Annotated in this window: 21 protein-coding genes and 5 tRNA genes; 5 read left to right on the forward strand and 21 right to left on the reverse strand. The window is 38.3% G+C overall.

From position 1 onward, the window contains the following. Window positions 1-27 precede the first annotated feature (27 nt). Window positions 28-741, forward strand: coding sequence for an arginyltransferase (locus tag ES948_RS04195; RefSeq protein ID WP_152183689.1), 714 nt, complete (start codon window positions 28-30; stop codon window positions 739-741). Here ES948_RS04195 and ES948_RS04200 read toward each other — a convergent pair. The 20 genes from ES948_RS04200 to ES948_RS04295 all read right to left on the reverse strand — a co-directional run bounded on the left by ES948_RS04200 (window position 728) and on the right by ES948_RS04295 (window position 19829). Then, window positions 728-1399, reverse strand: coding sequence for a hypothetical protein (locus tag ES948_RS04200; RefSeq protein ID WP_152183690.1), 672 nt, complete (start codon window positions 1397-1399; stop codon window positions 728-730). The genes ES948_RS04195 and ES948_RS04200 overlap by 14 nt on opposite strands. Before the next feature lie 117 nt (window positions 1400-1516). Further along, complete coding sequence (gene fusA / locus ES948_RS04205) at window positions 1517-3607, reverse strand: elongation factor G (RefSeq protein ID WP_152183691.1); 2091 nt, start codon at window positions 3605-3607, stop codon at window positions 1517-1519. A 12-nt stretch (window positions 3608-3619) separates the two neighbouring features. Beyond that, window positions 3620-4087, reverse strand: coding sequence for a 30S ribosomal protein S7 (gene rpsG, locus ES948_RS04210; protein WP_152183692.1), 468 nt, complete (start codon window positions 4085-4087; stop codon window positions 3620-3622). Between the two features lie 114 nt (window positions 4088-4201). Beyond that, entirely contained in the window at window positions 4202-4576 is a 375-nt protein-coding gene (gene rpsL / locus ES948_RS04215) for a 30S ribosomal protein S12 (protein ID WP_152183693.1), read from the reverse strand. Between the two features lie 177 nt (window positions 4577-4753). Continuing rightward, complete coding sequence (gene rpoC / locus ES948_RS04220) at window positions 4754-9274, reverse strand: DNA-directed RNA polymerase subunit beta' (protein WP_152183694.1); 4521 nt, start codon at window positions 9272-9274, stop codon at window positions 4754-4756. After that, entirely contained in the window at window positions 9267-13412 is a 4146-nt protein-coding gene (gene rpoB / locus ES948_RS04225) for a DNA-directed RNA polymerase subunit beta (RefSeq protein ID WP_152183695.1), read from the reverse strand. Before rpoB ends, rpoC begins: the two co-directional genes overlap by 8 nt. A 213-nt stretch (window positions 13413-13625) precedes the next feature. Beyond that, window positions 13626-14000 (reverse strand): 50S ribosomal protein L7/L12, encoded by a 375-nt coding sequence (gene rplL, locus ES948_RS04230; protein WP_152183696.1) that lies wholly within the window; start codon window positions 13998-14000, stop codon window positions 13626-13628. Window positions 14001-14067: 67 nt separating this feature from the next. Then, on the reverse strand, window positions 14068-14553 hold the full coding sequence (rplJ, locus tag ES948_RS04235; RefSeq protein ID WP_152183697.1) for a 50S ribosomal protein L10: 486 nt from the start codon (window positions 14551-14553) through the stop codon (window positions 14068-14070). Between the two features lie 186 nt (window positions 14554-14739). Further along, window positions 14740-15432 carry a 50S ribosomal protein L1 gene (gene rplA, locus ES948_RS04240; protein ID WP_152183698.1) on the reverse strand — a complete coding sequence of 231 codons (693 nt, stop codon included), beginning with the start codon at window positions 15430-15432 and terminating at the stop codon, window positions 14740-14742. Between the two features lie 68 nt (window positions 15433-15500). Beyond that, window positions 15501-15926, reverse strand: coding sequence for a 50S ribosomal protein L11 (gene rplK, locus ES948_RS04245; RefSeq protein WP_152183699.1), 426 nt, complete (start codon window positions 15924-15926; stop codon window positions 15501-15503). 25 nt (window positions 15927-15951) lie between these two features. Next, window positions 15952-16479 carry a transcription termination/antitermination protein NusG gene (nusG, locus tag ES948_RS04250; RefSeq protein WP_152183700.1) on the reverse strand — a complete coding sequence of 176 codons (528 nt, stop codon included), beginning with the start codon at window positions 16477-16479 and terminating at the stop codon, window positions 15952-15954. Between the two features lie 10 nt (window positions 16480-16489). Continuing rightward, entirely contained in the window at window positions 16490-16669 is a 180-nt protein-coding gene (secE, locus tag ES948_RS04255; protein WP_152183701.1) for a preprotein translocase subunit SecE, read from the reverse strand. 73 nt (window positions 16670-16742) lie between these two features. Then, window positions 16743-16818, reverse strand: a tRNA-Trp gene (locus ES948_RS04260). 133 nt (window positions 16819-16951) lie between these two features. Further along, window positions 16952-17104, reverse strand: coding sequence for a 50S ribosomal protein L33 (gene rpmG / locus ES948_RS04265; protein WP_152183702.1), 153 nt, complete (start codon window positions 17102-17104; stop codon window positions 16952-16954). Window positions 17105-17150: 46 nt separating this feature from the next. Next, a complete protein-coding gene (gene tuf, locus ES948_RS04270; protein ID WP_152183703.1) occupies window positions 17151-18350 on the reverse strand; it encodes an elongation factor Tu in 1200 nt (399 codons plus the stop codon). A 90-nt stretch (window positions 18351-18440) separates the two neighbouring features. Continuing rightward, window positions 18441-18515: transfer RNA gene (locus ES948_RS04275), tRNA-Thr, on the reverse strand. A 159-nt stretch (window positions 18516-18674) separates the two neighbouring features. Next, window positions 18675-18750 (reverse strand) — tRNA-Gly (locus tag ES948_RS04280). A 15-nt stretch (window positions 18751-18765) separates the two neighbouring features. Further along, window positions 18766-18850 (reverse strand) — tRNA-Tyr (locus tag ES948_RS04285). A gap of 61 nt (window positions 18851-18911) precedes the next feature. After that, a tRNA-Thr gene (locus ES948_RS04290) sits at window positions 18912-18988 on the reverse strand. Between the two features lie 55 nt (window positions 18989-19043). Next, window positions 19044-19829, reverse strand: coding sequence for an MBL fold metallo-hydrolase (locus ES948_RS04295; RefSeq protein WP_188109448.1), 786 nt, complete (start codon window positions 19827-19829; stop codon window positions 19044-19046). Window positions 19830-19912: 83 nt separating this feature from the next. Here ES948_RS04295 and ES948_RS04300 point away from each other — a divergent pair, with 83 nt between their 5' ends. Both ES948_RS04300 and rlmB read left to right on the forward strand, forming a co-directional pair. After that, complete coding sequence (locus ES948_RS04300; protein ID WP_152183705.1) at window positions 19913-20641, forward strand: YaaA family protein; 729 nt, start codon at window positions 19913-19915, stop codon at window positions 20639-20641. 3 nt (window positions 20642-20644) lie between these two features. Further along, window positions 20645-21397: a 23S rRNA (guanosine(2251)-2'-O)-methyltransferase RlmB gene (rlmB, locus tag ES948_RS04305; RefSeq protein WP_152183706.1), complete on the forward strand. Its 753-nt coding sequence runs from the start codon at window positions 20645-20647 to the stop codon at window positions 21395-21397. On the opposite strand, the gene ES948_RS04310 is transcribed toward rlmB, so the two are convergent. Continuing rightward, window positions 21384-21704 (reverse strand): thioredoxin family protein, encoded by a 321-nt coding sequence (locus tag ES948_RS04310; RefSeq protein WP_152183707.1) that lies wholly within the window; start codon window positions 21702-21704, stop codon window positions 21384-21386. The genes rlmB and ES948_RS04310 overlap by 14 nt on opposite strands. A gap of 26 nt (window positions 21705-21730) precedes the next feature. Here ES948_RS04310 and ES948_RS04315 point away from each other — a divergent pair, with 26 nt between their 5' ends. Both ES948_RS04315 and ES948_RS04320 read left to right on the forward strand, forming a co-directional pair. Next, window positions 21731-22639, forward strand: a complete 909-nt coding sequence (locus ES948_RS04315) for an AEC family transporter (RefSeq protein ID WP_152183708.1) — start codon at window positions 21731-21733, stop codon at window positions 22637-22639. Window positions 22640-22698: 59 nt separating this feature from the next. Continuing rightward, complete coding sequence (locus tag ES948_RS04320) at window positions 22699-24258, forward strand: SagB/ThcOx family dehydrogenase (RefSeq protein ID WP_152183709.1); 1560 nt, start codon at window positions 22699-22701, stop codon at window positions 24256-24258.

The raw sequence follows: 24258 nt of genomic DNA on the forward strand, positions 1-24258 counted from the left end.
TAAACTTTATTATGTCAAAATCGGAGTATGAATCTACTTAAAGAATTTTTACTGGGTGATAAATGCTCATACCTTGAAGGAAAAGAGCAGACTATGCATTACAAAGTCATCGATAATTGTTCAGCTCACTCGTGCCAAGAATTTATTGAAAGAGGCTTTCGACGTTTTGGTAAAATGTACTTCCGACCTATATGTGAGGGGTGTGATGAGTGTAAAAGTATTAAGATTGATGTAGAGAACTATAGCTTTTCAAAATCTGCAAGACGAGTGATGAGAAAAGCCAAAGATTTACGTGTTTACATTCAAAAACCAACACTCTCTCATGAACATCTGGAAATTTTTGAAAAATATCATCTTTATATGCATGAAAAAAAAGGATGGGATTATAATAAAACCTCACCTGATCATTACTATAATTCTTTTGTTAATGGACATGAAGATTTTGGATATGAAGTACTCTACTTCTTTGAAAACAAACTCATTGCAGTTGATTTGATAGATATTTTAGAAGATGGAATCTCATCCATCTATTTTTATTATGACCCGGAATTTGCATCGTACTCTCTTGGTAAGCTCTCTTTGTACAATCAAATAAAATATGCACAAAACTCTGGTAAAAAATGGATCTATTTAGGCTACTATGTAAAAGAGTGTCCATCACTTGCCTATAAAGCAGAGTATAAGCCTTACCTCACGCTAGAGGGCAGACCAAACGAGCAAGAGCCCTTTAAATGGTTTTAGAGAGTTCCTTTTTTTGATACTCTCTGATTTCCTCTTTTTTCTTTTTTAGCTCTTCTTGGAGTTTTTTCTCCAAACGCTCTTTTTCACGCTTGTCATTTTCTCTGATACGGCGAATACGCTCAGCTTCTTTTTCTTTTTTCGACATAATTCTTTTTTGCTGTGCCTCTTTTTTTGCTCTTAACTTTGCATCTTCATCTAGGTATGTTTGAATCAGTCCTGTTGCATTCATATCTTCCTGATGTGCAAAGTAGTAGTCAATTATCTCTTTTTTACGCTCTTGGGTATCAAGGAGACCTGTATTGATTATCTGTGAGAAAAGTCTGCTTTTTTCATGTTTTTTTGCAGCTTCATATGAGCTTGCAACCGAGCGTACAAAAAAGTCATTTGTTTTTACAAGCTCACGCAGCTTATTAAGGTATGCTTTCTTTGAAACAGCATTAGAACCAGTCTCTAAAGCAAAACCCTCTTCTTTTGCTTTTTTTACATCTTCTACATACTTATCTATCTTTTTATCGTAGATTTTATACTCATCAATATTTTTAAGTTTTTCGATTTTATCGACATTATTATAGATAACATCACCTAATGCGGCAAAAGCAACCGGGTTCTGTGCTAACAAAAGAGTACTCAGTAGTAGAAATATAAAAAAGTTACGCATAAAATTTACCTATATTTTTTGAGGCAATTATAACAAATTTTTTATTTTTTATTAAATAAGAATGAAGTTTGCAACACTTTCATACAAAAGTGTTGCAAATAAAAAGAGGTTTAGAAATTACCCGTTACGTTTTTTGATAATCTCTTCAGCAACATTTCTTGGAACTTCTTCGTAGTGATCGAACTCCATAGAGTATGTTGCACGTCCTTGAGTATTTGAACGAAGGTCAGTAGAATAACCAAACATTTCAGATAATGGAACGAAAGCATCAACAATTTTGTTACCAGCACGGTCACTCATGTTGTTAACTTGTCCACGACGACGGTTAAGGTCACCGATAACATCACCCATATACTCTTCAGGAACTTCAACTTCAACTTTCATAATCGGCTCTAAAATCGCAGGATTTGCTTTTTTAGCAGCTTCTTTGAATCCCATTGAAGCAGCAAGTTTAAATGCCATTTCATTTGAATCGACATCATGGTAAGTACCATCATAAAGACTGATCTCAACATCTTCGATTGGATAACCGGCAAGTACACCACCCTGCATAGCTTCTTCGAAACCTTTTTCAACTGCAGGAATGTATTCTCTTGGAATCGCCCCACCTTTGATATCGTTATGGAAAACAAGTCCAGCACCAGCTTCAGCAGGTTTCATTTTGAATACAACGTGACCATACTGTCCACGTCCACCAGATTGTTTCGCATATTTGTAGTTTTCATCAACTTCATCACGAATCGCTTCACGGTAAGAAACCTGTGGAGCACCAACTTCTGCTTCAACTTTGAACTCACGTTTCATACGGTCAACGATGATTTCAAGGTGTAACTCACCCATACCAGAGATAATTGTTTGACCAGTCTCTTCATCAGTGTGAACTCTAAAAGATGGATCTTCTGCAGCAAGTTTAGAAAGTGCGATACCCATTTTCTCTTGGTCAGCTTTTGTTTTTGGTTCAACCGCAACAGAGATAACCGGATCCGGGAAATCCATTCTTTCAAGTACAACTTTTTCTTCTGGATCACAAAGAGTATCACCAGTCGTTGTGTTTTTAAGACCAACAACCGCACCGATTTCACCAGCGTAGATCTCTTTTACCTCTTCACGCTTGATAGCATGCATTTTCATGATACGACCAATACGCTCTTTTTTATCTTTTGTAGAGTTGTGAACATAAGAACCTGACTCTAAAGATCCACGGTAAACACGGATAAATGTAAGCTGTCCAACAAATGGGTCAGTCATAATTTTAAATGCAAGTGAAGCAAATGGTCCGTTGTCTGTAGATTCTACAACAACTTCTTTTGTTTCATCATCCATCATAGTACCAGTAATAGGCTCTGCCTCAACTGGTGAAGGTAAATAATCTACAACAGCATCAAGAAGTGTCTGAACACCTTTGTTCTTAAATGCAGTACCTGGAGTCATTGGAACGATTGCCATACCAAGTGTTGCAGCTTTGATTGCAGCTTTGATCTCATCTTCAGTGATCTCCTCACCTTCTAAGAACTTCATTGCAAATTCGTCATTACCATCAACTTCAGAAAGTGTTTCAAGCATTTTTTCTCTATACTCGTCAGCAATCTCTTGAAGCTCTGGACGGATATCTTGTTCGTGGTATGCAGAACCCATTGCTGCATCTTCATCCCAAACAATCTCTTTCATTTTTACAAGATCAATTACACCTTCGAACTTGTCTTCTGCACCGATTGGCAGTTGGAAAGGCATTGGATTACCTTTAAGACGCTCACGAATTTGCTTCTCTACTTCATAGAAATCTGCACCCGTTCTGTCCATTTTGTTAACGAAAACAATTGAAGGAACTTTATAACGGTTACGTTGTCTCCATACAGTCTCAGATTGTGGTTGAACCCCACCAACAGCACAGAAAACAGAAACAGCACCATCAAGTACACGCATAGAACGCTCAACTTCAATAGTAAAGTCAACGTGTCCCGGAGTATCAATAATGTTAATCTGTTTCCCTTGCCATTCACAAGTAGTTGCAGCAGAAGTAATTGTAATACCACGCTCTTGCTCTTGCTCCATCCAGTCCATAGTAGCAGCACCATCATGAACCTCACCGATTTTGTGCTCAACACCAGTATAGAAAAGAATTCTCTCTGTTGTTGTTGTTTTACCTGCATCAATGTGAGCAGCAATACCGATGTTTCTTACATCTTCTAATTTATGACTTCTTGGCATATTAATTTCCTATTACCATCTATAATGAGCAAACGCTTTATTAGCTTCTGCCATTTTATATGTATCTTCTTTTTTCTTGAACGCTGCACCTTTATCAGTTGCTGCATCCATAAACTCATTAGCCAATCTCTCAGCCATAGTTCTTTCATTTCTTTTACGTGCTGCATCTACTAACCATCTAATAGCTAGTGATTGCTGACGTACTGGGCGTACTTCTACTGGAACTTGATAAGTAGCACCACCAACACGGCGACTTTTTACCTCAATAATCGGTTTAACATTCTCAATAGCTTCATTAAATGTTTCAATACCACTTTTCTCACCACGTGAGCTAATGATATCCATAGCACTGTAGATGATTTTTTCTGCAACAGATTTTTTACCATCTAACATAATCTTGTTAATAAATTTCGTTAAAACTTTGCTTCCATAAATTGGATCCGGCATAATTTCACGAACGGGAGCTTTTCTTCTTCTCATTTGTTTTCCTTGTCTTCAATTTTTTCAAATTTACTCAAAACTTACGTAAAATTAATCGTGTAAGCCCTGTAGCTATCTTTGAATATATATTGTTGTTAAAAAAATAATCTCAGATTATTTTTTAGGCTTCTTAGTTCCGTATTTAGAACGAGCAACCATACGGTTAGCAACACCAGCTGTATCAAGTGCACCACGAACGATGTGATACTTAACACCAGGTAAATCTTTTACCCTACCACCACGTACAAGTACGATAGAGTGTTCTTGAAGGTTGTGACCCTCACCACCGATATATGAAATAACCTCAAATCCTGAAGTTAATCTAACTTTTGCAACTTTTCTTAAAGCCGAGTTAGGTTTTTTAGGTGTAGTTGTATAAACACGAGTACATACACCACGACGCTGTGGACAAGCTTTTAAAGCAGCAGATTTTGATTTCTTAACTACTTTTTTACGCTCTTTACGAATCAATTGATTGATTGTAGGCATACAATTCCTTTACTTAATTTTTTCCAGTAGAATGTAATTCCTAAAATTCATGATAAATTTTAGAGAATTATAGACACGGAATAATACAGAAAATCTATTTAAAGTAAGCTTATTTTAAGAAGGAATTAAAGAAATGAGTTTGTTTTGTGAAGAAGTGTTTGCGTGAGAAGCAGAGGATTAATCCTCTTGCTCTTCAAAGATAACTGTTTGATCTTTATAGATACCAGTACCAACTGGAATCGTTCTACCGATAATAACATTCTCTTTTAAGTTCTCTAAGTTATCAACTTTTGCTGAAACTGCAGCTTCAGTTAAAACTTTAGTCGTATCTTGGAATGATGCAGCAGAGATAATACTATCAGCTGATACTGCAGCACGTGTGATACCAACCAAGAATGGTTCAGCAATCGCAGGACGACCACCAAGACGCATGATTTTTTCATTCTCTTGAGCAAATTTCGTTTTAGAAACCAAATCACCTTCGATAAATTTCGTATCACCAGATTTTACGATTTTTACTTGACGTAACATCTGTGTAAAGATAACCTCGATGTGTTTATCAGCAATGTTAACCCCTTGAGAACGATAAACTTGCTGTACTTCAGATACAAGGTAGTTATAGAGTGCTTTGACACCCATGATACGTAAAAGTTCATGTGACGAGATAATACCAGTAGTAAGTCTCTCACCAGCGTGAACGAAGTCACCAGGATTTACAACAGGCTCATGAGATTTATCTACAAAATACTCTTTGATGATACCGTTATCAGCATTGCTTACAACGATTCTTACTTTTCCACGTAGTGGTTTACCAAAGCTCACAACACCATCAATCTCAGAGATAAGTGCTGTTGCTTTTGGACGACGACCTTCAAAAAGTTCAGATACACGTGGAAGACCCCCTGTAATATCTGATGATTTTTGTAATGCTTTTGGTGTTTTTGCCAAGATATCAGCAATTTTCACCTCTGCACCATCTGCAACAAAGATAGATGACTTTGGCTCAATCGCATAACGTAACAGTTCACCATCTTCAGTTGCAAGCACGATTGTCGGCTTGTATTCTGAAGAGATATGGTCATTGATCATAAGACGTGTCTTACCAGTAAGCTCATCTAACTGCTCAGATGCCGTTGTTCCAACAATGATATCTTCATATTTAACAACACCGTTTGCTTCAGAGATAATTGGATTTGAGTACGGATCCCATTCTGCAATCACAACTGATTCATCTGATGATGGTTTTGCGATTAATGTTTGCGTATCAACAGCTTCATCATCATCTGTAACAATAACAGAGCCACGAGCGATGTAGTGACGTACTGCTTCACGGTTATTTGAGTCAATAATAGCTGCAAAAAGACCTTTTTCAACTACTTCGTATCCAGATTTAAGACCTTCAAATCTCTCTAAATAATCACCTTTAAGTAAGAAGTACTTCACAGTACCCTCTTCTTTAGCAAAGATTTTTTGTGTTACTGGAGCACCATTGTCAACTAAAAGCTCTGACGCATATGGAATACGTGAAGGTACATTCCAACCATCTTTAATAGTCTCAACAATAGAATCTTCTGCTTCTACTTTTGTACCATTTTCATATGGGAAGTAATATTTTCCTTCAATCTGTCCAGATACACCTGCAAGTTCATTTGGTTTTGCAATCTCATTTTTACGTAATGCATATCTTACTGTATCATCTCCAGATGTTACACTGATGATAACTTCATCGTGAATCGTTTGAATCTCTACAGTACCTGCAAACGGTGCTTTGATCTTAGGCTCAACAAGTAAAACAGCTGCATTACGGCGGTTAGCCACAATGTTTTTGCCCTCTTTGTTTCTGTACGTTTTAAGGTTATAGTAACGAATGAAACCTTCTTTTTCTGCAATAACCTGACGCTCTTGTGCTGTACTTGATGCAGTTCCCCCAACGTGGAATGTACGAAGTGTCAGCTGCGTACCCGGCTCACCGATTGATTGAGCAGCAATAATTCCAACTGCTTCACCAGGACGAACAATATGGCCTGTTGCAAGGTTGACACCATAACAAAGTGCACAGATACCATCTTCACTTTTACATGTTGTTGGTGTTCTAATGTGTGCTGTCTTGATTCCAGCCTCTGCGATAACTTTTGCAGATACTTCATCAAGCAGTGTACCCTCAGCATAAAGAATCTCATTTGAGATTGGATCGATTACATCATCAGCAAGTACACGACCGTTTAGTCTGTCTTCTAAAGACTCAATCAGAGTATTTTGATCTGAAATATCAGAGATTTCAATACCTTCATGTGTATGACAATCATGCTCAACAATTTTCACATTTTGTGCAACATCAACAAGCTTACGAGTAAGGTAACCCGCATTTGCCGTTTTAAGTGCTGTATCGGCAAGACCTTTACGTGCACCGTGAGTTGAAATAAAGTACTCAATAACGTTTAGACCCTCTTTAAAGTTTGAGATAATCGGTGTCTCAATAATCTCTCCAGAAGGTTTAGCCATTAGACCCCTCATACCTGCAAGCTGACGAATCTGTGCCGCAGAACCACGAGCCCCAGAGTCTGCCATCATGTGAATAGAGTTAAATCCGTCTTTGTCGTTTTGTACCAAATCCATCATCTCTGATGCTAGTGTATTGTTTGTATCTGTCCAAACATCGATAATTTTATTGTATCTCTCTTGTTCTGTTAAAAGACCTGCTTCAAATTGCTTTTGGATCTCAATTACTCTGTTTTTAGACTCTGTAATTTTCCCAGCTTTCATATCAGGAACACGGATGTCATCAGCAGAGATCGATACACCTGCTTCTGTCGCATGTTTGAAACCTAAATCTTTCAGTCTGTCAAGGAATGATGCAGTAACACCAATACCACCATGCTTTTGAACATAATCAACAACTTCGTTAATCGCTTTTTTCTTCATAACTCTGTTCCAAAGTTCAGCCGGAACAAAATCAGGAAGAATTGCTTTAATTAAAAGACGACCTACAGTTGTATGAATGATACGACCATCAACACGAGTTCTTACTTTTGCGTGAATATCAAGTGCATCATGTTCTAGTGCAATACGAATCTCATCAACATTTGCAAAAAGTTTGTTTGAACCTTTTACTCCATTTTTCTCTAAAGAGATATAATAGATTCCAAGGACCATATCCTGTGAAGGTGTAGCAATCGCTTTACCTGATGCAGGAAGTAAGATATTCATAGATGCAAGCATCAGTACTTTCGCTTCTGCAATCGCAGCAGAACTTAATGGTACGTGTACAGCCATCTGGTCACCATCGAAGTCAGCATTGAACGCCGCACAAACAAGTGGATGAAGCTGAATAGCTTTTCCATCGATGAGTTTCGGGTGGAATGCCTGAATAGAAAGTTTATGCAGTGTCGGTGCACGGTTAAGCATTACTGGATAACCATCAACAATCTCAGCAAGACACTCCCAAACTTCATTTGTTTTGTCTTCAATCATCTTCTTCGCAGCTTTAACAGTTGTTGCATAACCTTTCTCTTCTAGTTTTGCAATCAAATGCGGCTTAAAGAGTTCAAGTGCCATCTTCTTCGGAAGACCACACTCATCCATACGTAAGTCCGGACCAACAACGATTACAGAACGTCCAGAGAAGTCAACACGTTTACCAAGAAGATTTTGACGGAAACGCCCTTGCTTTCCTTTGATAATCTCAGAAAGTGATTTCAGTGGACGTTTGTTCGCACCTTTTACTGCATTTGCACGACGACCATTGTCAAAAAGTGCATCTACAGACTCTTGAAGCATACGCTTCTCATTTCTTACAATAATCTCTGGTGCTTCAAGCTCTACAAGACGTTTTAGACGCTGGTTACGGTTGATAACACGACGATAAAGGTCATTTACATCAGAAACCGCGAATTTACCACCGTCAAGTGAAACAAGTGGACGTAGATCTGGTGGAAGAACCGGCAAAATCGTCAGCATCATCCATGCAGGATTGTTTCCTGAATTTAAGAAAGACTCAATAACTTTGAGGCGTTTATTGATAGTTTTTCTTTTTGCTTCTGATTTTGTTTCACCGATAGCCTCTTTAAGATGTGTAAAAAGATCAACCAAATCGATTGAGTCAAGAAGGTCACGAATAACCTCACCACCCATACGAGCTTTAAATCCTAATTCACCAAATCTCTGAACAAGTGTTCTGTACTGCTCTTCATTTAAAACATCATATTTAAGAACAGGAGTTTTTGCTTCAGCATCATAGTATGCCTCACCACCCTCTTCAACAATGTATGCTTCATAATAAAGTACACGCTCTAAATCTTTCATCTTGATACCAAGAAGTGTACCGATACGAGATGGTAATGAACTAACATACCAAATGTGTGCTACAGGAGTTACAAGCTCGATGTGACCCATACGAGTACGACGAACTTTCGTAGATGTTACTTCAACACCACATTTCTCACATACAACACCTTTGTAACGCATCTTTTTGTATTTACCACAAAGACACTCATAATCTCTTACAGGTCCGAAAATTTTTGCACAAAATAGACCGTCACGCTCAGGTTTAAGCGTACGGTAGTTGATTGTTTCTGGCTTTTTTACTTCTCCATGACTCCATGAAAGTACCTTTTCAGGTGATGCCAAACGAAACTGCAGTTGCTTAATATCTTTTGGTCTGTTCTCTTCTGTTACTTCTACGGGTACTAATCTACTCATCGTCTTCCACCTCATCCATAATCTCTACATCTAATGCAAGCGCTTGCAACTCTTTCGTTAATACAAATAGTGTTTCTGGGATTCCAGAAGCTGGTACTAATTCACCACGAGTAAGTGCTTTGTATGCACGAACACGTCCATCAACATCATCCGATTTGATTGTAAGCATCTCTTTAAGAACTGCTGATGCACCATATGCTTCAAGTGCCCAAACTTCCATCTCACCAAATCTCTGACCACCAAAGAGTGCTTTACCACCAACTGGTTGTTGTGTAACAAGTGAGTATGGTCCAGTTGAACGCGCGTGAATTTTCTCATCAACCAAGTGATGCAGTTTTAAGATATACATGTAACCAACGTTTACACGCTCTTTTATCTGCTCACCAGTTTTACCGTCAAATAGTACTACTTTACCATCTGCATCCATTTTTGCCAGTTCATAAATCTTTTCAAATTCACCAGCATTGACACCTTCAAAGATAGGTGTTGCAAATTTAACACCTTTTGCCCAGTCACGAGCATATTTTAAGAAAGTCTCATCATCCATATCACCGATAACTTTAGATGCATTCATAAGTCCTGCAACATCAGCGATAGTAATCATCTTCTCTCTTAGATTTTTAATGAAATCTGCTTGTTTTTTCTCAAACTCTTCTTGAATTTGGTTACCAAGTTCACGTCCTGCCATACCAAGGTGCATCTCTAAAATCTGACCGATATTCATACGAGATGGAACCCCTAGAGGATTCAGACATACATCTACTGAACGTCCGTCTTCCATATATGGCATATCAACTTCAGGAACAATGTTAGAAACAATACCTTTATTTCCGTGACGTCCTGCCATCTTATCACCAACTTTTAGGTGACGTTTTGTAGCGATATAGATTTTTACATACTTCACTACACCATTTGGTAAGATATCATCTTTTTCTAAAATAGAGAGTTTCTCTTCGTGCTCATCACGGAAGATTCTCTTTTGCTTTTGGAAATGGTTTTTCGTTTTTGTGTACTCATCTTGAATCTCTTGTGAGAATGACTTCACAATTGCATTCATTGCAAAACGGTTTACCTCTTTGAGATCTTCACCATTGATCACATCACCGGCTTTATACTCAGTATCACCGATTTTGATATCAGCTTGAAGAGGCTCACGTGTAAGCAGTTTTGTTACACGAAGCATCTCTTCTTTATCAATCATGATAAGTCTGTCATAGTGCTCACGCTCTAAATAATCACGCTCTTCTTTCTCAAGCTCGAGTGCACGTGGGTCTTTGTCATACCCTTTTTTCGTGAACACTTTGATGTCTACTACAACACCTTCCATAGATGGTGGGCAGTAGAGTGATTTGTTTACAACATGACCTGCTTTCTCACCGAAGATTGCACGTAAAAGTCTCTCTTCTGGAGTTGGTTTTACTTCACCTTTTGGAGATACTTTCCCAACGAGAATCATTCCACCTTTTACAGTTGTACCGATCTTAACGATCCCTGACTCATCTAAGTGAGCAAGCTCATCATCACGAACATTAGGAATATCACGAGTAATCTCTTCTACACCGTGTTTCAGCTCACGTGCTTCTACTTCTTTCTCATAGATGTGAACTGAAGTAAATGCATCTTGACGGATTAATCTCTCAGAAATTACAATCGCATCCTCAAAGTTATAACCATTCCAAGGCATGAAAGCAACCATAGCATTTACACCAAGTGCAAGCTCACCTTGGTCCATATTTGGACCATCAGCGATGATTTGACCTTTTTCAACGATATCACCAACATTTACGATTGGTTTTTGCGTGAAACATGTGTTTTGGTTGGTACGAAGATTCTTTTGTAATGGATAGTAATCAATGAAAATCTCTCCATCTTCTTCACCCATAACGTAGATATGTTTTCCATCTACTTTTTCAATCTTACCGGCACGTTTTGCTTTTACACACTCCCATGCATCACGAGCAACGAGCTTCTCAACACCTGTTCCTACCATTGGTGCATTTGCACGAAGTAGTGGCACTGCTTGACGCTGCATGTTCGATCCCATAAGTGCACGGTTGGCATCATCATGCTCAAGGAACGGAATAAGTGAAGCAGCAACACCAACAACCATTTGTGATGAAAGGTCTGCATATTCACAATCTTCCGGTTTACGAAGTAAAATCTCTCCATCTTGACGTACTGCAATCAGATCTTCAACAAACTGACCGTTTTCATCAAGTTTATTTGAAGCAGCAGCAATCATTTTGCCCTCTTCTTGTGTAGCAGTCAGATAAACAACTTCATTTGTTATTTTTCCATCTTTCATCACTTTGTATGGTGCTTCAATGAAACCATGCTCATTTACTTTTGCATACATTGCTAAAGTATTGATAAGACCAATGTTTTGACCCTCTGGAGTCTCAATCGGACAGATTCTACCATAGTGAGTCGGGTGAACATCACGCACTTCAAATCCGGCACGCTCTTTTACAAGACCACCTTCTCCAAGAGCTGAAAGACGACGTTTGTGTGTAACTTCAGAAAGTGGATTCGTTTGATCCATGAACTGAGAAAGTTGTCCACCTGAGAAGAACTCCATGATAGTCGATGTAATCATTTTTGAGTTGATTAAGTCATGCGGCATAAGCTCATTCATTGGACCACTCATAGTAGAGAGCTTGTCACGAATCGCTTTTTGCATTTTCACAAGACCGTTGTGTAACTCATTTCCTAAAAGCTCACCGATTGAACGGATACGTCTGTTACCTAAGTGATCTCTATCATCGATATGACCTTGACCATTTTTAACTTTGATAACATATTTTACAGACTCGATGATATCTTCATGCGTAAGTACTGTTACATACTCAGGAATGTTCATTCCAAGTTTGTGATTCATCTTCATACGACCAACTTGCGTAAGGTCATAACGTTCTGGGTCAAAGAAAAGCTGATTTACGAAAATTTTCGCAGCTTCTTTTGTTACCGGCTCACCTGGACGCATAACTTTGTAGATACGAATCGCAGCTAAATCATTCTCATCTTCAATCTCTTCCGTTTGTTTGAGAAGTTTCAATGAATCTGCGTCAGCATTGAATGCATTGATGATTGAGCTATCAACACCTTCTGCCAAATCATTGGCGATTTTGAATTCACTTACACCGATTTCAGCCATCTTTTTGAGTTTTGACTCATCAATGTGTGTCATCGTATCAAAAAGAACTTCACCAGTCTCAGGGTCAATGATAGGCTCTGCAAGATAACGATCAAGTAGAATTTCTAAAGGATACTGAACTTCTTTAAGTCCATCATCGATGAATTTTTGTGCTTTTTTCGCAGAGAGTCTTTTTCCAGATGCAACAAGAACTTTACCATCTGCATCCATAAGATCATATGTCAGACGTGCTGCATAATCTTTTGGATTGAAATCCATTAAGAATTGGTTCTCATCAATCTTAATTGTCTGAATAGGATAGAAAAGTTTTAAGATATCTTGTTTTGAGTAACCAAGAGCACGGAACATAATAGTTACAGGAACTTTACGACGCTTGTTGATTCTCATATAAAGAATATCTTTTGGATCATACTCAAAGTACAACCATGAACCACGGTCTGGAATAATCTGACCTGTATAGATAAGTTTGTTTCCAGCAGTAGTTGACTCTTCTTCTTTAAAGATTACACCAGGTGAACGGTGAAGCTGATTTACAACAACACGCTCTACACCATTGATGATAAAAGAAGTTCTATCTGTCATAAGTGGAATATCACGAACAAAGATTGATTGTTCTTTGATATCTTTTACACCAAGTTTCTCTTTAGTGTTTTCGTCTCTGTCCCAAAGTACAAGACGTGTTTTCATTCTAAGGCTTACAGCATATGTAAGACCTCTCTCCATACACTCACGAACAGTATATTTAGGGTTTGTTACCTCTGAACCGATGTACTCAACAGTCAATCTGTTTTGCGCATCATGAATAGGGAATACTGATTGAAATACTTTCTCAATTCCACTAGCAGTTCTATCTTTTTTGTCTAACATTAAAAATGTTTCATATGAACTTTGTTGGAGTTGGAGTAAATTTGGTACTTCAATTTCTTGAGGAGTTTTAGAGAAGTCTACACGAAGACGGTTTCCGGAATATAAAGTGTTTAACATAGGCTACCTCGATAAGTTGTTAATTAGGGGCTTGAATATCTCAAGCATATCGTATCTAGTCGTCACCAGATAGATTTTAAGTACTCTTGGAAATCAAGAGATTTTTACAGTGCTTATAAACGACATAAGGGCACTTTAGCGAGGAGAGTCTTCTCTCTTCGCTAAAGCGCCCAAAGATGGAGGGGCAAAGCCCTCACAAATTGTTAAGTGAAATTACTTAACTTCTACTGTAGCACCAGCTTCTTCTAAAGCAGCTTTAGCTTCTTCAGCAGTCTCTTTATCTACACCCTCTTTGATTGTAGATGGTAATGCTTCACATGCTTCTTTTGCTTCTTTAAGTCCAAGACCAGTAAGAGCACGAACAGCTTTAATAACACCGATTTTCTTAGCACCAGCATCAGTAAGTACTACATCAAATTCAGTTTTCTCAGCGCCAGCAGCAGCACCAGCGTCACCAGCAACACCAGCAACAGCAACAGGTTGTGCAGATACACCAAATTTTTCTTCGAATTCTTTTACAAGCTCAGAAAGCTCAAGAACAGATAAACCAGAAATAAATTCTAATACGTCTTCTTTAGTTACAGCCATATTATAGCTCCTTGTTTTATTTTTATATTTTTAATTTTTGTGACCTATGCCACATTAGAGTCAGCTATTAAGCTTCCTCTTCTTCTTTTTTCTTGCGTAGTGCATCGATACCAATTGCAAGATTTGTAATTGGTGCCATCCAAGTTGCAGCAAGCATACCAAGTAGCTCATCACGACCAGGAAGTTTAGCGAACGCTTCGATTTTAGCTACGTCTGCAGGTTCTTTATCTAAGTAACCAGCTTTAATGACAAACTTATCATTTGTTTTAGCAAAATCAGCAGCAATTTTAGCAGCGTTGATAACATCATCAGACCAAATGAAAATATTTGTATCTTTGATCTCAACACCACTCATGCCAGCATTGTTTAGTGCGATTGTTGCTAAAGTATTTTTAACAACCTGAACACTTGTGTCTTTTGCACGTGCAGCTTTACGTAACTCTTCTAGTTGACCTACTGTCAAACCTTTATAGTCACAGATAACAACTGCAGTTGTGTCAGCAAATGAAGTAGTTAATTGATCAATTACTTCAGCTTTTTTTGACTTAAGCATTTAGTTCTCCTTTCCAGACATAACTTCAAGAGGGGTGAAAGGTAACGATTAAGCTCACTACCAACTCGGTAGATGCCCCCATCTATCTTTAGTCCAAGTTATCCAGATTCCCACAAAAATGAAAATCTTTACTCTGAGATAAGACTATCTCAAAATAAAAACTTTCACACCCATAAGGGTGGAAAATTATTTGATGTCAGCTAACTCAACTACATCAAGTTTAACAGCTGGACTCATAGTTAAAGAGAGTGCAGCATTTTTGATGTAACGACCTTTTGCTGAAGCTGGCTTTTGTTTGTTAATTGCAACAACAAAGCTCTCAAGGTTCGCTTTGATTTGTGCAGCATCAAAGCTAGCTTTACCAATACCTGCATGGATATTACCTTTTTTGTCAACTCTAAAGTTAACTTGACCACCTTTAACATTGTTAACAGCAGTAGCAACATCTGGAGTTACAGTACCAGTTTTAGGGTTAGGCATTAAACCTTTTGGCCCAAGAATACGACCGATTTGACCAACAAGTCCCATACAGTCTGGTGCAGCAACAACAACATCAAAATCAAAGATTCCTTCTTTGATTTGTGCAACTAAGTCATCAGTACCAACGATGTCAGCACCAGCAGCTTTTGCTTCATCAGCTTTAGCACCTTTTGCAAATACAGCAACACGAACAGTTTTACCAGTTCCGTGTGGAAGTACAACTGCACCACGAACCATTTGGTCAGCGTGACGCGGATCTACATTTAAATTCATAGCAATTTCAACAGTTTCGTCAAACTTTGCACTTTTTAAATCTTTAACAGTAGAAGTAGCTTCTTCAACACTGTAAGATTTTGTATTATCAATTTTTTCTAATAATTGTTTATATCTTTTGCTCATAACAAATTCTCCATAATAATTCTGCCACAGAGTTTTAAATCATTGTGGTCGATGATTTTTGACTATAATTAGTCTTTGATTTCGATACCGATTGAACGAGCTGAACCAGCTAAAGTGTTAGCAGCCATCTCTTTATCATCAGTGTTTAAATCTTCGATTTTTGCTTCAACAACTTCCATTAATTGTGCACGTGTGATTGATCCAACTTTGTTTTTAAGAGGATTATCTGTACCTTTTTTAAGACCTGCTGCTTTCATTAAAAGCTCAGATGCTGGTGGTTGTTTTGTAACAAATGAAAAACTTCTGTCATTGTAAACAGTGATAACAACAGGAACTTTGAATCCCATTTTATCTTTTGTTTTTTCATTAAACGCCTTACAGAATTCCATGATGTTAACACCACGTTGTCCAAGTGCCGGTCCTACTGGTGGAGCAGGGTTTGCTTTACCAGCTTCAATTTGTAGCTTGATATAGTCCATGACTTTTTTTGCCATTTTGTTTCCTTTTTATGAATTTAAATTATATGATTTTCTCAACTTGCGTATAAGAGATATCTACAGGAGTAGCTCTTCCGAAAATTGATACATTGAGTTTGAGAGTACCATGTTCTAAATCGTACTCATCTACAGTTGCCGTAAAGTTTGCAAACGGTCCGTCAATAATACGAACAGTTTCACCGTTGTCAAAAAATACTTTTGGTTTTGGTGCTGCACGATTATTTACACGATCAAGTATAACATTGATATCATGTTCACTTAAAGGTGTTGGCACATTTGCCTCGCCAATAAATCCAGATACTTTTGGAATCGATTGAATCATGTGCTGAATCTCAGTATCTAGATCGATTCTTGCAAATACATACCCAGAATAGAGTGAACGCTCACTTACTTTTTTCTTGCCATCTTTTACTTCGATAACATCTTCTGTTGGAACAATTACATCTGTAATTTTGTCTTGAAGACCATACTCTTCAATCATATTAAAGATTGCATCTCTAACTGCTCTGTCACTTCCATAGGTTTGGATTGAGTACCATTGATGTGCCATAACTTTCTCCTTAACCTAAAATCGCTGACATTATTGATGACATTAAAAGGTCAACCAAAGCCAAAAATGCTGCTACTGCCGATACAACAATAATTACAGCGATATATGCTTGTTTTACCTGACCTTTTGTAGGAAAGATAACTTTACTTAACTCTAGTTTTGCATTGCGAATGTGTTTACTTAATTCCATGAATTCTTTCCATTATACTTAAAATGTCATTTATTATAAATAAAGCTCTCAAGCTCTACTAATAATAAATGGGTGGCAGGCGTGGAGGGACTCGAACCCCCAACACCCGGATTTGGAATCCGGTGCTCTACCATTGGAGCTACACGCCTAAATTTTTGTAAAAAATTTAGGGCACCCCTACTAAATAGTGACGATGTCGGAAATAATTCCGCCATCTACGCTAACGCTTGGTTTCCTTCGACAGGAAGCCCGCGGCACCAGTGCCTTAATTTAGAAGAAACCTTACAGTTTCATCTCTTTGTGCATTGTATGTTCTTTACAGAATTTACAATATTTTCTTACTGAAAATTTTTCAGTATGAGTTTTTTTATTTTTAGTTGTGTGGTAGTTACGTCTTGTACACTTCTCACAACCTAAGTGAATTGCTTCTCTCATTATTGTTTACCTTTAGAAGGATTTGGGCAGTTTGGAAAAATCCAAACTACTCAAGAATCTCTGCAACAACACCAGCACCAACAGTACGTCCACCCTCACGGATAGCGAACTTAGTACCTTTTTCCATTGCAATTGGGTGAATTAACTCAGCAGTGATGCTTACGTTATCACCTGGCATAACCATCTCAGTACCTTCTGGTAAAGTGATTGCACCTGTTACATCTGTTGTACGTACGTAGAACTGTGGACGGTAACCATTGAAGAATGGAGTATGACGACCACCTTCGTCTTTACTTAATACGTAGATTTCAGCAGTAAATTTAGTGTGTGGTGTGATTGAACCTGGCTTACAAAGAACTTGACCACGCTCCACTTCGTCTTTAGCGATACCACGAATAAGGATACCACAGTTATCACCAGCTTCACCTTGCTCCATCTCTTTACGGAACATTTCAACACCAGTTACAGTAGTTTTTTGAGTATCTTTGATACCTACGATTTCAACTTCGTCACCTACTTTAACAATACCACGCTCGATACGTCCAGTAACAACTGTACCACGACCAGAGATTGAGAACACATCTTCAACTGGCATTAAGAAATCTTTATCAGTTTCACGCTCTGGCTCAGGAATGTACTCATCTACAGTATCCATAAGTGCAATAATCTTATCAGACCACTCACCTAAAGTACCAGTTTTTGCTTCTTCAAGTGCTTTTAATGCAGAACCTGCAGTAATTGGTGTATCATCACCCGGGAATTCGTATTGATCAAGAAGTTCACGAATTTCCATCTCAACAAGCTCTAAAAGCTCTTCATCATCAACCATATCTTCTTTGTTCATGAAAACAACGATGTATGGTACACCTACTTGCTTAGAAAGAAGAATATGCTCACGAGTTTGTGGCATTGGACCATCCGCTGCAGATACAACAAGAATAGCACCATCCATTTGTGCAGCACCAGTAATCATGTTTTTAACATAATCCGCGTGACCTGGACAGTCAACATGTGCATAGTGACGTTTGTCAGTTTCATACTCTACGTGTGAAGTAGCGATAGTAATACCACGCTCTCTCTCTTCTGGAGCATTATCGATTTGATCATAATCCATAAACTGTGCTTCATTTTTAACTGCAAGTACTGCAGTAATAGCTGCTGTTAGTGTTGTTTTACCGTGGTCAACGTGACCGATTGTACCGATGTTAACATGCGGTTTAGTACGTTCAAACTTTTCTTTTGCCATAGTGTCCTCCGACCTTAATTTGTGAATTGAAATGGAATTATATCCAAAAATCATTCAATTATTTCTTAAATTTGTTAAATAGTTTCGTGATGGAGCTTATGATGGGAATTGAACCCACGACCTCTTCCTTACCAAGGAAGTGCTCTACCACTGAGCCACATAAGCACAGTTATTATCAAACTCAAGAAATCATTGCATGATTCTTTACATATAATAAAATATTAGTAAATGTGATTAGATTTTTTGCTATATAGATATTTGTATAAATAATATATAGTCATTATGAAGTAAGGTGAAATTATACTTCAGCTTCCAGAATCAAAGTGGAGCGGGTGAAGGGATTCGAACCCTCGACAGCCTGCTTGGAAGGCAGGAACTCTAGCCACTGAGTTACACCCGCGTGTTTTTCTTTGAGTGGTGGTGGGAAGAGGAGTCGAACCTCTGAACCCATAGGGAGCAGATTTACAGTCTGCCGTCGTTGGCCACTTGACTATCCCACCATCCGTGATACTTACTGTATCATATTCTGGTCTAACACTGTTTCTAATATTCAAAATTCAATGGTGCCGACACGAGGATTTGAACCCCGGGCCTGCTGATTACAAATCAGCTGCTCTAGCCAACTGAGCTATGTCGGCATCGAATTTGAGCCAGAATTATAGTGCAAAATATTTTCAATGTCAAGAGTTTTTGCTAAAAAGTTATAAAATCTTTATCATTTAAAACTTTTGGCTTCCATTTTCCTTTGAAATCTTCTATCTCACTGTAGATTTTTTCTCGATATGTCGGTTTTATATGATTGATATAGAGTGAAAAATCATCTCTTTGGAACTTATTGAGTTGTTCAAAAAGCAGCTCAGAAGTAAGATGTTTACTCTCAATAGCGAGTTCTTTCATATTATTTGAAAAAGAGCACTCCAGAATCAGGCTCGTTATACATTTATCATTCTCTATGATTTTTTGCACATTCTCTAAAGAATAGGTATCTGCTGTAATCATAATAGAGTTGTTCTCTTTTGTATAGATATATCCGCAACTTGCCACTGTATGGTCTGTCAAAAAAGGTGTAATTGTTTCATCTTCTGAAATCTGGTATACTTCTCCCTCTTTTATCTCAATGTATTTGATAACCATCTCATCTTTTCCATAGAGTTTGATAGTAGAGAAATCAGGCCAGATTGTATCGTTTAAAAAGCTCTCTTTTACAGCTTCAATCGTTTCAGGTAAACCCATGATATTGAGTGTTTTTGTGCGAAGGCTAAAGTAGTTGTCCAATATGTAAGCGATATCGACAATGTGATCGAGGTGTGAGTGTGTCAAGTAAATATTTTCTATCTCTATAGAGCGCTCTTCTAAAGCATCGAGTAAATTCCCCGCATCTATTGCAGTGGTCGGATTCACTAAAAATGATGTCGTACCAAAGCCTTTGGCCTTTGTCCCAAATGCTCCCAATACTTGAATACTTTTCTCGTTTTTCATACACACTTCTTGAATCATTTGCAAACATTATACCATTATGTAGATATAATTAGATAAAAATTTACTGAGGACAAAAAACTATAATGTTAAAAATACTTTTTTCACCATCAGAAGGAAAAAATGCAGGGGGTAATGAAACTCCTAAAGAGCTCTTTGGAGCGACACATGCAAGAGACGAGATCTTAAAAGCATACAATGATATAGTTCTATCAGGTGATGAAGAGGCTATAAAAAAACTCTTTGGATTTAAAAAGTTCTCTGAGTGTGAGCCTTATATTGTAGATATTTTCAACTCACCGCTTATGCATGCCATAAAGCGTTATGCCGGTGTGGCTTATGACTATCTCAAATACAGTGAGCAAGATAGCCTCACGCAGGCATACCTGCGTGAGCATACACTTATATTTTCAAACCTCTACGGACCGCTCCTTGGAGGCGACACCATTGCGAACTATAAAGTGAAACAGGGAAACTCTATTGGAGAAATTGCTCCTGAGAAGTTTTACAAAGAGCGTTTTTCCTACCAACTTGACCTCTACTTGAGTGAGCATGATATTTTAGACCTGCGCGCAGGATATTATGACAAGTTTTACAAAGTGACAAAACCCTACACGACACTCAAGTTTTTAAAGAATGGTAAAACAGTTTCTCACTGGGCAAAAGCGTATCGAGGCATAGTCCTGCGTGAGGTAGCACGTGCCAATATCACATCACTTGAGGAGTTTAACAGCCTTGAGATAGAAGGGCTGAGTGTCCATGAGATTAAAAAGACAAAAAACAAAACTGAAATAGTTTTCAATATAGTGGAGTAAAAGATGAGTGATTCACAAGAGTATAAAGATAAAAAGGCTTTTTTTGAAAAAGTCATTACACTCTATGGCAGAAATGTTGTCATTGAGATGCTGCAAGATGAGAGCATAACTATTCACAAACTTCATTTGGCAAACTCAAACAAACCTGACGGCTCCATTAAAAAGATACTGACCTTAGCAAAAAATCGTGGTATCGAAGTCACTAAACATGACAAAAATGCACTCTCACGCATTTCCAAAAATGCCAAACAGGACCAGGGCGTAGCAATAGACATAGTTTCAAAAAGTTACCAAAGTACTGATACGATAAAAAAACTAGACTCTTATCGGCTCATTGCTCTTGATGGCATTCACAATCCACAAAATCTTGGAATGATTATACGAAGCTGTGCTGCAGGAAATGTTGACGGTATCATCCTTCCAAAGAAAAACTCTGCAAAGATTTCCCCTTTGGTCGTAAAAGCCAGTGCAGGAACACTTTTTAAACTCCCTATCTACTTTTGTGACAAACTTGAAGATCTGCTGCGTGAGCTTGACGATGCTAACATCTACGCACTCTCTTCTCACGCAGAGAGTGATATCTACAGTATAAAAGAGAAAAAGAGAAGTATCTATGTACTTGGAAATGAGAGTGAGGGAGTGAGCAAAGAGGTTGCTGCACTCTGTAATGACTCCATCAAGATTCCAATGCAACGTGGGGTTGAATCACTCAATGTTGCCATCACAGCTGCACTTATCGCCTTTATGAGGTCATAATCTCATACGGACGTTTTATCTCAGCTATGACCTCATCGATGGACATATGACGAGATTTTCTTACAAACTCTCTACCGTCTAAAAAGATAAGTACCGTCGGAATCGCGAAGACACTATAGTGTGCTGCGATATCCTGTTCCACGGAGACATCGACAGTGATAATCTCAAACTCTTTGAAATTCTTCTCTATCGCATCAAGCAGCTTTGGCTTGAGTGCATGACAGACATTACAAGTCGGTGCTGAGAAATAAAGCATCACTGCCATATTCTCTTTTATTGTTTTTTCTATATTTTCTATTGTATTCATAAGTGAAATTATACTAGACTTTTAACATGGGTTCAATTATATTTTCAATTTTAAGTATTTATGTTTTTATCGTTATGGGCTACTTGTCCAAAAGAACTTTTAAAGAACAAATCGATGATAAGACCATCACACTCTTAAATATCTACTTTTTACAGGTTTTTCTAACCTTTTGGGGATTACTGCTGCATCCGGTTGACATTACACTGCTCTATGCGCCCTCACTCTATCTTGTCATAGTTGTTATTGCGCTGATTTTTTCAGCACTCTTTGCACACCATCTCTTTAGCCATAAAAAAGAGTACTCCATAGCCATGGTAGTAGCCATCATCGGCAATACCGGAAACTTAGGTATTCCTCTCAACATCGCCATCTTTGGAGAGGCTTCCATCCCCTACACAACGGTTGTTAACCTTGTCAATGTCTTTGTTGTCTACACAATAGGTGTCTATTTCTACTCACGCGGAAGTTTTGATGTAAAAACATCTCTCAAAAACATTATAAAGCTGCCTATTCTCTGGGCAGCAATACTCGCAATATTTTTAAGCGTGAATGGCTACAAACCAAATGAGTCCATTATGAAGATGCTTATGATGGGAGCCTATGCATCTATAACAATGCAGCTTTTTTTATTTGGTATCTACCTCTATGGTACAAAAATCAACAAGATAAACAAAACGCTCATCTCATGGGTACTGGGTTTTAAGTTTCTCCTGCTGCCGCTTATTGCTTTTGTGGTTCTTTATAACATTGAACTAGACTCCATGATAAAAGGCATCATTTTTATAGAGCTCATTATGCCGCTAGCAGTTGCCAATGTCAATCTGGCATCCCTCTATGACTGCCGACCAAAAGTTGTAACAGCTCTTGTGCTGATCAGCTCCTTTCTTTTTCTTGGCATTATCTTTGTAGGCATCAAAGCGCTTGACTATCTTTAAATAATGTTACAAATATCTCTAGCGAAAAAATTTTCTCTTGCATTTAAGAAAATAAAAGTATGAATAAAGATATAAACAGGGTTTTTCATTACCATGAAGTCACAAAACATTCACAGCAAAGATATGCACGCTCACTCGGTTATATGGACTGGAGTACGCAACCAGATCCTTTCCGTGAGTATCAAGGGACACAAAAAACAGTACTTCCTCTTGCTATAGAGAATGCCACAATTCCCTACTCTTTACTTGATGCCGATAATCCTTCTGCTCCACTCTGTAAAGAAGCACTCTCACAACTACTGCAATTCTCTTTGGCAATAGCAGCTTGGAAAAGTTCTAACACAAGCCAGTGGGCAGTGCGGTGTAATGCTTCAAGTGGGAACCTACATCCAACAGAAGCCTATCTGATTCTGCCAGCACTTGCTGATATATCGCAGCACTCATCTGTCATACACTATGCTCCAAAAGAGCACACTTTAGAACTTTTGGCTAAGTTTGAGAGTGATATATGGCAACAATTTCCTAAAGGAACATTTTTTCTTGCCCTCTCTAGCATTGCATGGAGAGAGGTCTGGAAATATGGCGAGCGAGCTTTTCGATATGTTAACCTTGATGCAGGGCATGCATGGCAGAGTGTTGTGCTCTCTGCAAAGATGTTAGGGTGGCATACAACGCGACTGGACTCGCTAGATGATGCAGTGATGGCGAAACTTTTAGGGCTGGACCAAAAAGAGCGCTTTTTCGAAACAGAACATCCCGATATGGTTTTGGCCATCTCTCCAACAGAGATATCTCCAAAGAGCGATATTTCAGAGCTCATCACTGCTCTGCCAGATAGATACGAAGGCATTGCCAATAAGTTAAGCCCTTCGATGCATGAATGGGAGATAATTCCACAAATCATCGAAGCAACCTCTACAAAAGAGATACCACAAAAAGAGCTCCAAAAGTTCTCCGTACAAAGAGAGCCTACAAAAGAGTCTAAAGAGGTTGTGCTAAAACGCAGAAGTGTTCACGTAATGAAGAGTGATATCTCAACAATCACGCAGAAGCAGTTTCACACCATACTTGCCAGTGTAAACGGCTCACTTGACGGTAAGAGAAATGCAGCACATCTCTGTATATTTGTTCATAGAGTAGATGGATATAAAAGCGGGCTTTATATTTTACTCCGAGATGAAGCAGACAAAGAGAGCCTCCAATCAGAGATGCACAGTGACTTTTTATGGCAAACATGTGATTTAGAGAACCTCTACTTTTTAAAAGAGGATGACTACCACTTTGCATCAAAGGCCATCAGCTGCTCGCAAGATATAGCAAGTGACGGGAGTTTCTCTTTGGGAATGCTTTGTAGATTTTCAGAAGAGATAGTCAATTATGGACCACACAGATACAAAGAACTCTACTGGGAGTGTGGAGTGATTGGGCAACAGCTCTATCTTGAAGCAACCTCACAAGGACTTAGCGGTACGGGTATCGGATGTTATCTTGATGATACGATGCATTCACTTTTGGGGCTCAAGAACAATAAGTTTCAGATTTTATATCACTTTACAGTTGGACGTGGGTTTGTAGATAGTAGAATAATGACACTGCCTGCTTATGCAGACAGAATCTAG

Source organism: Sulfurimonas indica (assembly GCF_009192995.1).
Taxonomy (GTDB): domain Bacteria; phylum Campylobacterota; class Campylobacteria; order Campylobacterales; family Sulfurimonadaceae; genus Sulfurimonas; species Sulfurimonas indica.

Bases quoted from the DNA above. Each gene is read 5' to 3' on its own strand.
- ES948_RS04200 (WP_152183690.1), bottom strand. From the start codon at position 1,399: ATGCGTAACTTTTTTATATTTCTACTACTGAGTACTCTTTTGTTAGCA.
- rpoB (WP_152183695.1), bottom strand. From the start codon at position 13,412: ATGTTAAACACTTTATATTCCGGAAACCGTCTTCGTGTAGACTTCTCT.
- rpsL (WP_152183693.1), bottom strand. From the start codon at position 4,576: ATGCCTACAATCAATCAATTGATTCGTAAAGAGCGTAAAAAAGTAGTT.
- ES948_RS04195 (WP_152183689.1), top strand. From the start codon at position 28: ATGAATCTACTTAAAGAATTTTTACTGGGTGATAAATGCTCATACCTT.
- rplL (WP_152183696.1), bottom strand. From the start codon at position 14,000: ATGGCTGTAACTAAAGAAGACGTATTAGAATTTATTTCTGGTTTATCT.
- secE (WP_152183701.1), bottom strand. From the start codon at position 16,669: ATGGAATTAAGTAAACACATTCGCAATGCAAAACTAGAGTTAAGTAAA.
- tuf (WP_152183703.1), bottom strand. From the start codon at position 18,350: ATGGCAAAAGAAAAGTTTGAACGTACTAAACCGCATGTTAACATCGGT.
- ES948_RS04300 (WP_152183705.1), top strand. From the start codon at position 19,913: ATGTTAAAAATACTTTTTTCACCATCAGAAGGAAAAAATGCAGGGGGT.
- rpoC (WP_152183694.1), bottom strand. From the start codon at position 9,274: ATGAGTAGATTAGTACCCGTAGAAGTAACAGAAGAGAACAGACCAAAA.
- rlmB (WP_152183706.1), top strand. From the start codon at position 20,645: ATGAGTGATTCACAAGAGTATAAAGATAAAAAGGCTTTTTTTGAAAAA.
- ES948_RS04320 (WP_152183709.1), top strand. From the start codon at position 22,699: ATGAATAAAGATATAAACAGGGTTTTTCATTACCATGAAGTCACAAAA.
- rpmG (WP_152183702.1), bottom strand. From the start codon at position 17,104: ATGAGAGAAGCAATTCACTTAGGTTGTGAGAAGTGTACAAGACGTAAC.
- ES948_RS04310 (WP_152183707.1), bottom strand. From the start codon at position 21,704: ATGAATACAATAGAAAATATAGAAAAAACAATAAAAGAGAATATGGCA.
- ES948_RS04315 (WP_152183708.1), top strand. From the start codon at position 21,731: ATGGGTTCAATTATATTTTCAATTTTAAGTATTTATGTTTTTATCGTT.
- nusG (WP_152183700.1), bottom strand. From the start codon at position 16,479: ATGGCACATCAATGGTACTCAATCCAAACCTATGGAAGTGACAGAGCA.
- rplJ (WP_152183697.1), bottom strand. From the start codon at position 14,553: ATGCTTAAGTCAAAAAAAGCTGAAGTAATTGATCAATTAACTACTTCA.
- ES948_RS04295 (WP_188109448.1), bottom strand. From the start codon at position 19,829: ATGAAAAACGAGAAAAGTATTCAAGTATTGGGAGCATTTGGGACAAAG.
- rplA (WP_152183698.1), bottom strand. From the start codon at position 15,432: ATGAGCAAAAGATATAAACAATTATTAGAAAAAATTGATAATACAAAA.
- rplK (WP_152183699.1), bottom strand. From the start codon at position 15,926: ATGGCAAAAAAAGTCATGGACTATATCAAGCTACAAATTGAAGCTGGT.
- rpsG (WP_152183692.1), bottom strand. From the start codon at position 4,087: ATGAGAAGAAGAAAAGCTCCCGTTCGTGAAATTATGCCGGATCCAATT.
- fusA (WP_152183691.1), bottom strand. From the start codon at position 3,607: ATGCCAAGAAGTCATAAATTAGAAGATGTAAGAAACATCGGTATTGCT.